The organism is Streptomyces sp. NPDC028298 (assembly GCF_055565895.1).
In genome coordinates this window covers 1,326,303-1,339,599 of record NZ_JBVHTL010000002.1, presented here as the reverse complement: position 1 = coordinate 1,339,599, position 13,297 = coordinate 1,326,303, and the positions used below count along the sequence as shown (strand labels likewise).

The following is a 13,297-nucleotide window of genomic DNA, read 5'->3' as shown; positions in this document are numbered from 1 at the left end:
ACCATGAGCCCCGCCCCGCCCCGCACCCGTCGCCGCGGCCTCCCGTCGACCCCGGCCCGTACCGCCCGCAAGCTCGGGGAAATCCGCCGGGCCCAGCTCATCACGACGTACGGCGTCGGAGCCATGATCGCGGTGGAGAACGAGTCCTTCCTCGTCCGCGGCATCGACTCGTGGGACATCTCCGAAGCTCCCGCCATCTCGGAGCCCCGTCTGGCCCGACAGTTGGGTGTCTCCGGCTTCCGGATGCCACCGGCCCCCGATCCCGACAAGGCCCGGGATGGCGTACGGGCAGTGCGCTTCCCGGAGATGTACTCGTGCCCCAACTGCCATCAACTACAGCCGTTCCGTAAGTTCAACTCGCCCGCCGGTCGGGCCGAGTGTTCGACCTGCCAGGAGCACCTGGTCCCGTCCCGCTTCGTGATGGCGTGCACGCACGGCCATCTGGAGGACTTCCCCTACTGGAAGTGGGTCCATCGGGGCAACCGGACGACATCCGGGGCCTGCGGGGGACAACTGACGTTCCGGGCCGACGGCTCGACCGCATCGCTGCGTGCCGTGTTGATCGGTTGCAGTTGCGGGGTGGAGGAGGTGTCCATGGAGGGGTCGTTCCGACGGCAGGCCCTCAAGGACCTCGGCATCCGGTGCGCCGGCCGTAGCCCCTGGCTCAAGGACGCTCCAGCCGTGAGCTGCCAGGAGCCACCGCGCACCCTCCAGCGCGGTTCCTCCTCGGTGTGGTTCCCGGTCATGTACTCGGCTCTGTCCATCCCCCCGTGGAGCCAGGGCATCGCCAAGCTCGTCGCGCCGTACTACGAAGTCTTCAAACACGAGGATGCCGCCTCGATCCAGGCGTACGTGCGCATGCAGAAACTGCTGCGTCACCACCCGGAGTACACCGGTAACGATGTGGTGGCCGAGGTCGAGCGGCGGCGCACGGCCGAGGCCGCCTCGACGGAGCCGGCCGATGGAACGGAGATTGCCAAGCGCGCACGCAACTACCGGCAGGAGATCTACGAGGGCGAGTACCAGAGCCTGTCCACGCCGCACCCCGAAGTCGCGGACCAGGAGCAAGAGTTTGTCTGCGAGCCCCCCACCGCCCCGATCGGCGCTCCGCTCTCGTCCCATGGCTTGGCTCAGGTGATGCTGGTCAAGCGGCTGCGCGAGGTGCGGGCGCTGCAGTCGTTCCGGCGCGTGGAGGAACCGAGTCCGGCGGACTCCCCACTGCGCGAGGCCGCGATCTCACTGGATCAGCCGAGTTGGCTGCCGGCTTTCGAAGTGAGCGGTGAAGGGGTGTTCGTTCGTCTCGACCCTGAGCGGCTGCGAGTCTGGGAGCAGGAACCGGGGCAAGTCGCTCGCGCCACCCTGATCCGGGAAAATCACGAGAGGCTGCTGGCAGCACGTATCGGCGACTCGGACAAGCCGGTTCCGCCCTCACCCGCCACGCCCCGGTTTCTCCTTCTGCATGCCCTGGCACACATATTGATCAACGAATGGAGTCTGGACGGCGGTTACCCGGCAGCTTCCCTTCGCGAGCGGATCTACGGCGAGGAGGGCATGGCAGGCGTACTCGTCTACACGGCCACAAGCGACTCCGCCGGCAGCCTCGGCGGCGTCGTCGCCCAGGGTGAACCGGACCGTCTCGAAGCCTCGCTCCGGGCTGCCCTGCACAGAGCGAGCTGGTGCTCGAACGACCCCCTGTGCATGGAGTCCGAGTCGAGCGGCGCGGACAGCCTGAACGTGGCCGCCTGCCATGCCTGTCTACTGCTGCCCGAGACGAGCTGCGAGAACAACAACATCCTGCTCGACCGGGCAGCCCTCGTCGGGACACCGGACGGTCGAGTGCCAGGCTTCTTCACTCGCTGACGCCCCGGAGGAGGAGTGATCCGCCCTTCGTTCCAGTCCTACAGGTGGGGAGGGCTCCAGGACTTCAGTGCCTCGATGGCTCGTGCCTTGCGGCTCTCGTCCAGCTCCAGTGCCGTGCACAGGACGTGCACGGCCAGGAGCGGCGGGATCGCGTTGCCGATCTGCTGCGCGACGTCGGTGCCTCGCCAGGGGTACTCGGCCGGAAAGGTCTGCAGCAGTCCGGCCTCGCGGAACGTGAACCGCTCCTGTTCCGGACCCAGTTCGGGCTCACCGTCCGCGTTGTAGCCCTTGAGGTCGTGCACTGTGTTTCGGCGCACCTTGCCGGTGACCGTGGCCGCCGGCGCGTCGGAGGCGCGGAGTCCTCGCTTCTTGGGATCACCCCCCGACCCGTAGTTGGAGCGGACGACGAAGTCCGTTGAACGCGAGTCCTTGAGCGCGTCACTCATGGAGACCCATGGCTTCACCGGGTAGGAGGCCGGGGCACCGAAGAGCGGGCTCTGCTGGAGGGCAGGTGTCTGCACCTCGGGTTCCTCCACCGCGGAGAGGCGCTTCGCTCCCTTGCGATAGCGCTGATGCGTCAACGGCGGGAACTCGACACCGAGGCCTCTGCCGGCCCCCCGGTAACGGGCGATCAGCACCGCGCGACGACGTGTCTGTGGCACCCCGTATTCCTCGGTGTGCAGCATCTCGCAATCCGCGTCGTACCCCAGCTCGCGAAGGATCTCGCGGTACTTCTTCCAGACGGGGAGGACGGTTGGGACCTGCTCCAGTACCACAACCTCATAGGGATCGGACTTGAGCTTCTTCTCGACGATCCACCGAAGCGGTTGGAGCACGAGTCCGGTGCGCTCGTCGGCCCATTCCAGGTCGACGGCTCTCCGTTCCACCTCCGCCCATGCCTTCTCCAGCTTCCCGACGGTCGTGCTGTCTCCCACGAGCTGGGCCAGGTCCAGCACCTCGTCGAGGGCTTTGTGTCCCTCTCGGTTACCCGCCACCGAGTAGGTCTGGCAGGGCGGGCCTCCGGTGAGGACGCGGGCAGAGCGAACCTCGGGGTCGAGTGGGTTCAGCTTCGCCACGTCGCCCACCTCGGTGGTGCGTAGACCGGCGGCGTGCCGGGTCGCGCGGGTCGATTTCTCCCACTCCACACCGATAGCGCGTACTCCGAGCATCTCGGCTGCGATGTCCAGGCCACCCGGCCCCGCGAAGAGATCGACGATCACGGGTGGATCCTGGTTCGCGTTCATGAACGCGTCCGCGTCCGGATGTGGTGCTCGGGTCATGGGGTGCAAGTGTAGCCGGCCGGGCGTCGTGCGTTTGCGGGTATCAGTCAGACCTTCTGGCGCCCGCCATTTCTGCCCTGACCAGGAAAATCTTCGTTCAGGAACGGAGCGCGTGGGCAATGGCCAAGCCCAGTGCCTCGCCCACCGGCGGCGGGGAGGCGTGGCCGATCTGCCGGTAGCGGGCCGTCTTCTTCCCGGTGATCTCCCAGTCCTTCGGGAAGCTCTGGAGCTGGGCTGTCTGGTCCACCGTGAGCCGCACCATGTGGTCCTTGCCGAGTTCCGGCGTCCACGTGAAGTCCCGTCCGGGGATCTCATCGCCCAGCGAGTGGCCGTTCACCCCCATTTTCTCCCACTTCCGCTTGGTTCCGGCCGGGCCCAGGTCGGCCCCGCCGCGATTCTTCGACCCGCCGACCAGCGTCGGAGCCACGGTGGCCGCCTGGGCCGCCCATCGGTCGGCGTCTTTCCAGCCACGCGACCGCATGGAGGGTGCCAGGGCCTCGCCGGCCGACACATGATCCGTCACGGTCCGAGAGGGCGGCCGAAAGGCCGGGAACCACCGCTTCTTGAGCGCCACCAGCACTCCCTGCTTGCGATCCTGCGGCACTCCGAAGTCGGCGGCGTTGAGGACGAACCAGCTGAGCTCGTAACCGAGATGATCCAGTTCGGCGCGGGCGAACTCGCGGAAGTCGTGGAACCTGTCGGAGTCCGCGAGGGCGGGCACGTTCTCGACGACCATGGCCCGAGGCTTGACCGCGTGGGCGAGGTAGACGGCGGCCTTCAGCAGCCGCTCCTCCTCTCCCGACTCGGTCCGTGCGGCAGTCGCATTGGATTTCACCCGCGGCAGTCCCGCGGACAGCAGGTCCACGTCATAGCTCTCCGGGTGCTCGCTCGGGTCGAGGTCCAGAAGGTCCCCTTGAAGCACGTTCCAGTGTGGTCTGTTGGCCCGTAGGGTCCGGCAGGCATCAGCGTCCTCGTCCAGGAGCAGTGTCGGCTCGAAGCCGGCCTGCTCCAGCCCCAGGGCCAGTCCACCCGCCCCGGAGCACACGTCCACAAAGGTCAGCCCGTTCATCGATTCGTCCCCCGTCCCTGTTGGGTTCTGCGTCGCGTCACAGCCGCCGCGACGCGCAGGGCCACATCCTCTGGCGCTTCATGCTCCCAGAACCGCAGGACCTCCCACCCGGCGGCCACGAGGTGCTCGGCTGTCTCCGCGTCACGGGCCATGTTCCGGTCCAGCTTCTGCCGCCACCACTCCGCGTTCGCCTTCGGTCGCGTCGCGTGCTGGGGGCACCCGTGCCAGAAGCATCCGTCGATCAGAACGGCCACCTTGGCTCGGGTGAACGCCACGTCGATGCGCCGCCGCGCCATGCCCGGGACCGGGTACTCCACGCGGTAGCGCAGGCCGGCCGCGTGCAGCAGACGTCGCACAGCCAGCTCGGCGCCCGTGTCCTTGCGGGCCTGACGGGACATGCGCGCGGAGACGCCGGGGGAGGAGGGCCTCATGTCGTCCAATGGTGTCGCGCCTCAGGAGTGAAGGTCGTCTCGGGCGATGACGACGGCATCCTGCCGGCTCGAGTCGATCGCACGGAATCGGATCAGAGGGCCGTCGGTGTCCGCCGACGATCTCGGCGCGACGAACGAGAAGGCCATCACGACGTCACCGGGGTTCAGGGTCCTGCCGGCGGCGAGACGCGGCTCGGACTCGACGACCGGATAGAGCAGGACCGCGCCACGACGCGGGCGGACGAACTGCTCGACCGACGCGTTCCCGACCGTGTCGACGGCACCCGCGACCCGCAGGGCGGGAGCACGATGCTTGGGCTCGCTCAGGGCGCCGAAGAGCGAGCCGCGCCGGCGACCACGGCGGGCCGGCGTGAACGGACCGTGGCCCAGGATGCGAGCTTCCACGCGGTCGGCCGACGTCTGCATCGGCGTGATCACGAGCCAGTCGTCGATCGCGGCCGGTCGCCGTCCCGCTTCCAGCAGGAATTCCAGGTGCGGAGAGAACTGGCTCGGTATGGACCATCGCAGGTCGCACAGCACCTTGGTCAGCGTGTCGTGCGACACCGTTCCTACACGTGCCTCGTACGCGGGGCCGTCCCTGACCGAAAGGCGCACCGGGTCCTCACCCAATGCGGCGAGTACGGGCTCCCAGCATTCGGTGTTCTCGGCCAGGCCCGCCGAGGTGTCCGGATGGGCGGTCGGCTCCACCCACGACCCCGGCGACCGCACCTCCACCAGCTCCGCGTTGAACATCTTGTTCCGGGCCGACGGCTTCACCCACGGGAGGTGCTGGCTCACCAGGGGCGGGATCTGGGCGGGGGTGACCTGGGGGCGGCCGTCCACCAGAGGGGCGTAGCGGGCCAGTTCGGCGCGGAAGAGCTCCTCGTCCCGGCAGATCGCCTCGAAGGCCTCGTACAGGTCGACGGTCTTGGCGTTGCGGCCCTTGCCGAGTCGTTCCTCGCGGCCGATGTACAGCCGCACCAGGTCCCGGTAGCCGGGGCGGAAGCCGAACCAGCGGCCCATCTGCATCAGGGTGTCGGCCTGCTGGGTCGTCCGGCGGTAGTACGTGATCGTCAGGCCCTCGACGGTGAAGCCGCGGGACAGCTTGGTGCCGCCGACGAGGATCTTCCAGACGTTGGGGGTGCGGTCGAAGTCCAGGTCCGGCTGGGCGTAGTCGCCCTCGCTCTCGCCGTTGACGACGATGACGGGGCTGCCTCCCCGCTCGATCAGCTGGCAGGATCCGGAGACGAACGGCTTGAGTTCCGCATACGTCTCGGGAGTGGGCAATGAACTGTCCGCGAAGGTGCGGATGTCTCTCTCGAAGAGAGCCGCCAGGCGTGCGTGGCCCTGTCCCTTGTACGCGGCGTTGCGCCACATCGTCTTGATGCGCTCGGCGAGCACCGCGTGCTCCGCCATGCGGACCGACTCGTGCACCAGCATCGTGTGGTGCCGGAACGGGTCGGAGGAAACGCCGTGCTCCGCGCGGTAGATCTTCAGTGCGCCCGTGAGGACGAAGGCGTCCAGGGCCTCCTGGAGGCGGTCGCCGGTGCAGTCGTAGATGCCCCGGACGTGCTTCTTCTCGGCCTCGCCCTCGTCGTCGATCGTGTCCAGGTCATGGAAGTCCTGGACGCCCATGTAGTCGGTGGGCCGGGGCAGCGAGATCAGGAAGTCGCGCGGGAAGAGATCTTCCTCGTCGCCCGGGTCGACGAACACGTTGGCGAACGGGGTCGCGGTGTAGCCGACGTACTGGGCGCGAGGCAGCAGCTTCAGGAGCTTGCTGATCTGGCCGTTGATCGCGGTGCGGGTGACCTTGCCGTCCTCCCACTTCTTGGGGTCCGTGGTGTTCACGGACGCCTGGTCCGACTCGTCGTCGATGATCAGGGCCGGGATCTCGCCGAGGATCGGACCCATCTTCTTGAGGTCCTTGACCAGCTTCTCCAGCACCGACTTGTTCTTCTTCACCACCATGATTCGTGCGCGGGCCGCGTGCAGGTTCGCCGGATCGTGCAAGGGGCGGGTGCGGTCGGGCTTCTCGAACTCCAGCGCGCTGATGCCGCGTTCCAGGGACATGTAGTCACGGTCGCGGGAGGTGAGCCGCTCGATGTCGAAGGCGCCGAGGTCGGAGGGGCGGGCGCCGAAGGAGACGAACTTGGCGGGCCAGTCCTCGTCGTCCTGGTAGTCGATGCCGACAAGAGCGTCCGGGTCGTTCGGGTCGGCGGCCCCGAGAATGTTCTCCTGGCCGATCAGTTCCATGTCGAGCCGGCGCTGGGTCTGGCCGCGCAGCAGGTTCAGTGTGCCGCCGAGCACGATGACCAGCCGGTAGCCGGCGTCGATGGCCTTGGCCGTGACTCCGGTGAAGTTGGCGGTCTTGCCGGACTGCACGTAGCCGACGACCAGTCCGCGCGCGCCGTACGGGTCGTCACGGGTGGGGTCGGCCAGCCGCTCCACGACCGCGTGGGCGGCCTCGTCCAGGCCGGAGACGGCCGCGTCGCCCCAGCCCTTGCGGCGCAGCAGTCGCTCGTACGACGTCCAGTAGAAGGAGCGGTTCGCCGCCTGCTGCCGGGTGTACCAGGGCTGGAACTCCCGGCTGATGGTGACGGGTCCGGGTTCGGTGTGGACGGGGACCGCGGTGTCGAACGCCTTGCGGAGATCCGCGTCCAGCGCGAGTTTGTCGTAGACCTCGGCGCGGCGCTCGGGGGTACGCGCCGTCGTCGCCGACCACGACGGGGTCTGCTCGAAGTCCCAGGCGGTGAGCTTGCGGCGCCAGACGGAGAGCAGGTCGTCCCCGGGTGCCGCAGCGAGGATGCGCTCGTGGAATCCGGCCACGTCCGTGTCCCCCGGCTCTTCCTCGTCGGCGAGCGCGAAGGCGAGCTTGGCGAAGTGCTTGGGGCCGCGCCGGCTCATCGCGTCGAGCACCTCGCCGTGCAGGTCGGTGAGGCGGTCGGGAGCGGGCGCGTTCTCGGCGGTCACGGTGGTCGGGTGGCCTCTCTGGTGTGCGGGAAGACGCGGGGGAGCGGGGTGGACTAGTCCTCGGCGCGGGCGAGTTCGGCCTGTACGGCGGCGACGAGCACGCTGTTCCAGAGGGCGACCTTGTCGGTCTGGTTGGCCCAGACCCGCTCCTTCTGGAAGATCTCGTTGAGCATCAGGTAGAGAAGGCTCTTGAGGACCGGAGCGTCGTTGGAGCCCCCTCGGCGGCCGCCGTTGAAGGCATGCCGGTAGTCCCTGTTGAGGACGACCAGGCGCTCCTTGTGGTCGATCGTGAAGAGGAGGTCGGCGGAGTCCACACCGGCCGGCACCTCAAGTCCGGCCCAGACGAACGTGATGGGGTCGTCGCCCTCGAGCTGGGGCAGTTCGTCCCGCAGCGTCCGCTTCAGCTTGGGATCGATCCCCTTGCCGGGCGGGATGACGGCCATGCGTCTGACCTCGGTACGCCGCTTGGCGGCTTCGCGGTAGGCCGTCTCCGCGTCACGGACGTATTCGGTGAACGTGTGACCGGTGCCGGAGTTCGCCGCCCTCTCCAGACCGCGGGCGAACGCCGGGGTGACCTGCACGCCGTCCTTCTTGACGGTCAGGGAGAACACGTCGTTGGGCTCGGACGGCAGGTCCAGGGCGATCCGGGCGAGGGCGAGGTGGCTCTCCGGGCTGCGGGTGTCGTTCCAGCCGCCGGCCTGGACGAGGCGGTCGTTGCGGTAGAGGTAGAAGCCCTGGCGTTCGGCGAGCGGGCCGATGCCGCGGTAGGCGACCAGTGGAGACTTCGGCGGCCATATGTGCGCCGTGAACGAGACGTCTCCGAGGCCTTCCACAGGGGCGGTGTACGTACGGGGATAGCCGGGACGGCCGGGGATCCGGTACCCGAACGGGTCGATGGGCTCGACGCCCCGATGGTCCAGCTCCTCCCGGGTGTGGACGTCCTCGACGACGATGTCGATGTGGAAGCCGTCGCGGGCGAGGAAGCGGTGGAGGTAGAGGCCGAGGTGGGTCTCGAGCCGGTCGATCGCGTCGTTGAGGTAGCGGTCGGTCTGGCCGTCGGTGATGGTCTCGAACGGGCGGACCTGGTCCCAGCGCACGATCGTGCCGTGCCAGCCGATGATCCCGTCATAGCGGTCGACCAGGTCCTGGCAGTACGTCGCGTCGACGATGTCGCAGGTGAAGTCGGCCTGCGCGCGGGCGGTGAGCCAGCGACGGCCGGTCGACGGGCTGCGCTTGGTCCGGCTGATGACGGTGAGCGCGTCGGCGTGCGAGAGGGAGGCGGCCTTCAGCCCGGCGCCGAAGTGCCCGAGGGCCCCGGCGGCGTAGTTCTCGCGCCCGCCGACGGTCATGGCCGTGTCCAGGCCCGTCTCGTCCATGCCGTGACCGTCGTCGATGACGAGCAGACCGACGAGGCGGTCGCGTCCGCCGCGGTCGCCCGTGTCCCTCAGGAAGCTCACGACGACGTTGCGGGCTCCCGCGTCGATCGAGTTGTCGATCAGGTCGGCGATGGCCGCTTCGAAGCCGTAGCCCTGGTGGGCGAGTGATTCGAACGACCTGGCCGCCGGGGGAAGCCGCTTGCTTCCGCTCGTGGGTACGTCGAACTGCCAGTCGGAAGACGGCTGGTAGGGCGCCATACGTGGTCCTCGCGAGCAGGGACACGCCCGAAGTGCGTGCGGGCATGCCGGTTCAGCAGATCAGGTGTGACGTTAGCGTGAACGAGTTGTGGAGGAGTAACGGGGCCGACACAAATACGAACGCGGCCCCCGGGTCCTTCGGGGACCGCGTTTCGAGGGGTGTGCCGCCGCCGGTCTCAGGCGACCTGGGCCCCGTGACACTCCCCATAGGCAACCCCCGACCCGCACCAGCACTCCGACCCCCGCTGCGGGGGCCACGCCACTGCCAGGCCGCGGGCCGCCAGGGTCGTCGCGTACTGGGGGAGCAGGGTCGTGTCCGAGGGGGAGGCGGCCTCCGAGGCGGCGAAGGCCTCGTAGGACGGGACCGTGGCGGTGACGATGCCCAGGTTCGGGGTGCCGGAGAGGGCCAGTTCGCGCAGGGACGCCTCTATCGTCGCGAGGTGCTCGTCGTGCGTCGGGTACTCGGTGGTGAGGTCCGGGTACGCGGTGGTCAGTTCCGTGAGTTCGGGGGCCGACCAGTGCAGGACCGCCACCGGGAACGGGCGCGACAGGGCCTCGCGGTAGGCGCCCAGTTCGGCCTGGAGGCGGCTGATCTCGGCCTGGAGTTCCGCCGGGTTGTCCGAGCCGAGTGACCAGACCCGCTTGGGGTCGTGGAGCTCGTCCAGGGAGATCGGGGACGAGTGCAGGGTGTCGGCCAGCGCGTCCCACTCGTCGTGCGCCGCGCCCAGCATGCGGCGCACCCGGTGACGGCCGAACAGGAGGGGGAGCGTGGAGTACGGGGGTTCCGGAACGTCCGTCAGGAGCAGGGTCGTTCCCTCGGTGAAGGTGTCCTGTGCCGCTTCCAGTTCGTCGTGCGACTCCAGGGCCTCCGCGACGATCACCCAGGGGGCCGGGTCGCGGGGGGCCGCCGCCCGGACTCCGTCGATGATCGCGCGGGCCTCGGCCTCGTGGTCGTACTCCCACAGGTTCGAGGCCTTGAGGGCGCGGACCAGATACGGCTTCTCCAGGGGGGTGTCCGAGGAGAGGAGGCGGTCGTAGAGGGTGGTGGCGCCGGGGCGGTCGCCGGCCAGTTCGAGGTGGGCCGCGGCCTGCAGGAGCAGGTGCTCGGCGTCCTCCGGGTACAGGCCGGCGGTCCGCTCCAGGCGAGCCGCTTCGGCGGTGTGGTCGACGTTCTCGGCAGGCGTGTCGGGGCGCATGGGGGACACCGTACTGCCGCCGGGCCGTCAAGGAGAGAGACCTGCAGGCCAGAGACACGGGAGTCCCCGACGGCATATTCCACGCCGCTTCACCGCTTCAGCGCTTCGCTGGTTCACTGCTTCAGCGCTTCGCTGGTTCGACGCGTCGTGCGTCGTGCGTCGTGCGGGCGCCCAGCCCGGCCGTCGGTTCGTCCGTGGGCGGGTCGTGGTCCCCGGTGCCGGGTCCGGTCAGCCCCGGATCACGCCGTCACCCCGTCCACCTGCAGCGTCTGCACCGCCCCCGCCGGGAACGGGAGCGCCACGGACTTGCCGGTCAGGTAGGTGTCCGCGTGGGCGGTGTAGAGGTCGCCGGTGCCGGAGGTCAGGGTGGTCCAGCGGGGGACCAGGCCGCCCGTGCCGCCGGAGACCGTGGTGAAGCGGGAGAGGTCGAAGGTCAGGGTCTGGGCGGACGTGGCCTTGTTCGCCGCGACGATCACCAGGCGCTTCGCCGTCGCGTCGTACGCCGCCACCGCGTAGTCCACGCCCGTGTCCACGATCGTCATGCCGGGCCGGATGTGGCGGCTGAACTGGGCCATCACGTACAGCTTCGTCTCCACCGCGCCGGCCGTCAGGGTGCTCGCGTCGTACTTGATCATGCCCCAGCCCGCCGTGGGGTCCATCACCTGCCAGTAGACCCAGGCGGTCGGGTGCAGCCAGCGGAAGTCGAGGAGGAGGTTGCTCGCCAGGGTCAGGCCGGTGCCGTCCCCGTCGCCGTACTCGGAGTTCCACAGGACCTTGCGGGAGGTCGTCACGGCGTCCGCGTAGAGGAGGTCACGGCGGCCGCCCGACCCCTGGTAGCCGTGCACGTTGACCCGGTCGACCAGGGCCTTGGTCGTCGAGTTGAAGGAACCCCATGTCGTACGGGCCAGGTCGTAGCTCGTCTCGTCCGACGCGGAGATCCTCGTGCCCGTCAGGCCCCGCTTGTCCAACTCGCTGCGCAGGTAGGGGAGTACGGCCGACTGGACGGTCGCGTCCATGTGGCAGCCCTCCTGGGTGCCGGTGGACGTCCACCAGGCGGAGGAGGGCTCGTTGAACGCCTCCACGGTGGCGAAGTTCACCCCCCAGTTCGTCTTCGCGTAGAGCGCGACCGCCGCGAGGTGGGAGGCGTGCTGGCGGTAGTTCCAGGACTGGAGGTTGTTGCCGCCCCCGGACGCGCCCGAGGGGTTGTGGTTCAGACACATCCACCACATCGGGGAGTTGGCGAACAGTTCACTCGTCGCGCCGCGGGCCGTCGCCTTGGTCAGGGCGGCGCGCTGGGTGGCGTCCGCCGTCCACTTCCAGGCCGAGGACGTCGGGTCCTCGTTGTTCCAGTCCTGCCAGTAGCCCTCGATCTGCTTGAAGGAGGGGATGTTCGCGGAGGCCGTCATCGTCTCGCCGCCCACGCTGTTCCAGGAGCACGCGCCCAGGTTGTAGCGGGCGATGGTCAGGCCCAGGCCCGGGCGGGAAACGCCGTTGTACGTCGTCGACCTGGTGGTGAAGAAGAGGTCGGCGAAGTCGTCGCGGGCGCCGAAGACGCCCGCCCACCAGGCCAGTGAGGTGCCCCACCCCTCCCACTTCCCGTACGTCGTCGCCGGGTTCACCGCGATCGTCGCGTCGGCGCGGGCCGTGCCGGTCGCCAGGGCCCCGCCGAGGACCGCACCGCCCGCGGCGCCCAGGAGTGTTCTGCGTCGGATCATGGCTGGCTTCTCCGTCCGTCTCAGCGCGACTCACGTCCTTCGCGGACGGAGTCGGCCATGGCTGTCGACTCGACTTCGAACTCGGTCGCCGGTTGGTCCCGCCGGCGCTTGCCCGTCCCACTGATGCCGTCCCGCTGATGCCATCAGGAAGCATCGGGTGTGGCGGCTGAGGTTGTCGAGGGTTGCGACAGCCCTTTCTAAAACCGGTGGAGGAAGCACCGGACCGGACAGGAGCCGCGCGGGGCTGGAGAGTTGGCGGGGTGACGCCTATCGTGCGCCCGGCGAAGGGGGCGGACGGATGCGGGCTCCGGGGGTCGTGCACCACGGCACGCGACGGCGGCGGGCCGCGCTCCGGCGAGCGGCGTGGAGCGGGGCCGAGGTGCTCGTCACCGTCGGAGTGGTGCTGCTCCTCCTGGTGGCGCACCAACTGTGGTGGACCAACCGGCAGGCGCGGCACGGCGCCGAGCGCAAGGTGCAGGCGCTGAAGCGGGAGTGGGGGACCCCGGACCCGGAGGCCTCGGGGACCTCGGGGGTCTCGGGGTCCGACGCGGACGCGACGGGGGCAGGGAAGGCCGGAGGGGCCGGGGGAAGTGGGGGCGGCGAGTCCGCGGGACGGTCGGCGGGACGCGACGCCCTGTCGGGGGCGGCGGCCGACGGCGGCCGGCAGCAGCCCCGTTGGTCGCAGGCTTACGCCGTCCTCGGCATCCCACGGCTCTCCCTGCGGGTGCCGGTCGCCGAGGGCGTCAGCAAGGCGAATGTCCTGAACAAGGGGTACGTCGGTCACTACAAGGGCACCCAGCAGCCGGGCCGGCCGGGGAACTTCGCGCTCGCCGGGCACCGGAACACCCACGGGGAGCCGTTCCGGTACCTCCCGAGGCTCCGGCGCGGCGACACGATCACCGTGGAGACGAAGACCGCCGTGTACACGTACACCGTCGACCGGACGCTGTCACAGACCTCCGCCCGGGACGTCGGGGTGATCCGCCCCGTGCCGCGCAGCACCGTCCGGCCGTCGTACGGGTACACGCGGCCCGGGTACTACATCACGCTCACCACGTGCACCCCCGAGTACACCTCCCGGTACCGCATGGCGGTGTGGGGAAAGCTCACCTCCATGCGGCCCCGCTGACGATCGGGGGCTG

The 13,297-nt window shown here is 69.3% G+C and carries 9 protein-coding genes; 2 read left to right on the top strand and 7 right to left on the bottom strand.

The features are described 5' to 3' along the window. The first annotated feature begins 3 nt into the window (after positions 1–3). On the top strand, positions 4–1,860 hold the full coding sequence (drmB, locus tag ACZ4TO_RS14355) for a DrmB family protein (protein ID WP_468024283.1): 1,857 nt from the start codon (positions 4–6) through the stop codon (positions 1,858–1,860). 38 nt (positions 1,861–1,898) lie between these two features. Here the strand turns inward: drmB and ACZ4TO_RS14350 are convergent, their stop codons facing one another. The 7 genes from ACZ4TO_RS14350 to ACZ4TO_RS14320 form a co-directional block, all read right to left on the bottom strand. Further along, the gene (locus tag ACZ4TO_RS14350; protein ID WP_468024282.1) at positions 1,899–3,140 is read right to left on the bottom strand and encodes a DNA cytosine methyltransferase; all 1,242 of its coding nucleotides are present in this window, start codon (positions 3,138–3,140) and stop codon (positions 1,899–1,901) included. 97 nt (positions 3,141–3,237) lie between these two features. After that, on the bottom strand, positions 3,238–4,209 hold the full coding sequence (locus ACZ4TO_RS14345) for a DNA cytosine methyltransferase (protein WP_468024281.1): 972 nt from the start codon (positions 4,207–4,209) through the stop codon (positions 3,238–3,240). Beyond that, the gene (locus ACZ4TO_RS14340; RefSeq protein ID WP_468024378.1) at positions 4,206–4,607 is read right to left on the bottom strand and encodes a very short patch repair endonuclease; all 402 of its coding nucleotides are present in this window, start codon (positions 4,605–4,607) and stop codon (positions 4,206–4,208) included. Before ACZ4TO_RS14340 ends, ACZ4TO_RS14345 begins: the two co-directional genes overlap by 4 nt. A 54-nt stretch (positions 4,608–4,661) precedes the next feature. Further along, positions 4,662–7,544, bottom strand: a complete 2,883-nt coding sequence (locus ACZ4TO_RS14335) for a Z1 domain-containing protein (protein ID WP_468024377.1) — start codon at positions 7,542–7,544, stop codon at positions 4,662–4,664. A 119-nt stretch (positions 7,545–7,663) separates the two neighbouring features. Continuing rightward, on the bottom strand, positions 7,664–9,244 hold the full coding sequence (locus ACZ4TO_RS14330) for an ATP-binding protein (protein ID WP_468024280.1): 1,581 nt from the start codon (positions 9,242–9,244) through the stop codon (positions 7,664–7,666). 176 nt (positions 9,245–9,420) lie between these two features. Beyond that, complete coding sequence (locus ACZ4TO_RS14325; protein ID WP_468024279.1) at positions 9,421–10,440, bottom strand: SEC-C domain-containing protein; 1,020 nt, start codon at positions 10,438–10,440, stop codon at positions 9,421–9,423. A 239-nt stretch (positions 10,441–10,679) separates the two neighbouring features. Further along, positions 10,680–12,155, bottom strand: a complete 1,476-nt coding sequence (locus ACZ4TO_RS14320) for a glycoside hydrolase (RefSeq protein WP_468024278.1) — start codon at positions 12,153–12,155, stop codon at positions 10,680–10,682. A gap of 298 nt (positions 12,156–12,453) precedes the next feature. Here ACZ4TO_RS14320 and ACZ4TO_RS14315 point away from each other — a divergent pair, with 298 nt between their 5' ends. Continuing rightward, positions 12,454–13,284, top strand: a complete 831-nt coding sequence (locus tag ACZ4TO_RS14315; protein WP_468024277.1) for a class E sortase — start codon at positions 12,454–12,456, stop codon at positions 13,282–13,284. Positions 13,285–13,297 lie beyond the last annotated feature (13 nt).